Annotated in this window: 1 protein-coding gene and 1 pseudogene; both read right to left on the bottom strand. The window is 61.0% G+C overall.

Going from position 1 to position 1,478, the window contains the following annotated elements:
* Positions 1-88 (bottom strand): annotated as a pseudogene (locus QN413_RS27495) (IS3 family transposase); the annotation flags it as partial.
* A gap of 12 nt (positions 89-100) precedes the next feature.
* A complete protein-coding gene (locus tag QN413_RS26950; protein ID WP_416352258.1) occupies positions 101-1,165 on the bottom strand; it encodes an IS110 family transposase in 1,065 nt (354 codons plus the stop codon).
* Positions 1,166-1,478 lie beyond the last annotated feature (313 nt).

Here is a 1,478-nt window from a genome sequence, read left to right as displayed (position 1 = left end):
CCAGCCGAGCCTGCGCCCGGGTGTCATAGCGGACCTGGTAGATCCTCTCGACTTTCAGCGTCTTGAAGAAGCTCTCCATGGCCGCGTTGACGCTCCTATGTCAAGCGCGACGTGCGGAGTCGGCCAGGTCAGCCAGAATCAGCGGGTACGACTCGCGCACGATGTAGCGCTTGAGGCAGCGATGGATCTCCTTTTTCGATAGGCCCTCGGCGGTGCGTCTGGCGACGTATTTCAGGGTGCGCGCATCGCTCCTCATTCGGACCATGGCGATGGTCCACAGGGCGTTGTTGGCCTGCCTCTGCCCACCTCGATTGAGCCGATGACGGCTCGTCTTTCCGGAAGACGCCTCAAGGGGACTGACCCCGCATAGCGCAGCGAGCGCGGCCTCGTTGCGCAATCGGGCTGGGTTATCCCCGGCCGTGATGAGCAATGTCGCCGCGGTCTGAGGCCCGACGCCGAAGCGACCCAGAATTCTGGGGGCGGCCAGCTTCGTCAAGCGGGTGAGCTGCTTGTCGAGTTCGTGCAGTTCCTCGTGCAGCGCATTCCAGCGTCGCGCCAGTAGCCTCAACGTCATCTTCAAGCTGGCCAGGACGAGGTTCCTCTCATCGTCCTCCGGAAGGATTGCGCAGGCTGCGACACAGTGCGCCGTGTTGACTTTCAGCAGTGCGCCTCGAATAGATGAAGGCGCGCTGACGAGTAAAGCTCGAAGTTGATTCACGGCCTGCGTCTTGGCTTTGACGGCGCTTCGACGTGCAACGCTCAGCGTCCGCAGGGCCTCAGCCATCCCGCTCTGAGCCTTTGGAACGCCGGTCGCATCGGCGGCCAGAACCGCGCGTGCGGCACTCTCTGCATCGGTCGGATCGCTCTTGCCTGGGCTGCGTCGACGAGAACGATTCGGCCGGTTGATCTCGATAACCACGACCCCTTTGCATTCGAGGAACCGTGTCAGACCGGCGCCGTGGGAACTCGTCCCTTCAATGCCGGCCCGATCCAGCCTGCCGAAGCCTTGTGCCCAGATGAGCAACTCTTCGTAGCCGCTGGGATTTGTCGCAATCGAGAGGGTTCCCTTGATGCGCCCTACGGCGTCGATGACGACGCCGACATGAACGTCGAGATGCGTGTCGACGCCGAGAATGACCTCTGCCTGGGTATTTACCTGTTCCATACAAGCTCCTTTTCGATGAAGTGGCGTCGCCAAACCATGCCGAAGGACAGGACACTCAGGGTGCAGCACAAGGCTCCTATCAGGTCACTCGCAGCAGGCCCGGCATTGCCGAGGTGATCACTGAATCCGCCCGACAGGTCAACGCAAAGGCATGGCACCAATCCCAGCACGGGTCAGGCCAGAAGCAGTGCTCAGGGCTATCGTAGATTGAGTGTCCCAGCAGTCTGCCTTCCTGCTCATCGACATTGGGATCGCGAGATCCTCAACCATCTTGCGGTAATCGTGGCTTGCATATTGGGTGGATTCAATCGGT

The organism is Variovorax sp. LG9.2 (assembly GCF_035018885.1).
Taxonomy (GTDB): domain Bacteria; phylum Pseudomonadota; class Gammaproteobacteria; order Burkholderiales; family Burkholderiaceae_C; genus Variovorax.
Note: the sequence above shows the minus strand (reverse complement) of the source record. Positions and strands in the feature narration are given on the sequence as shown.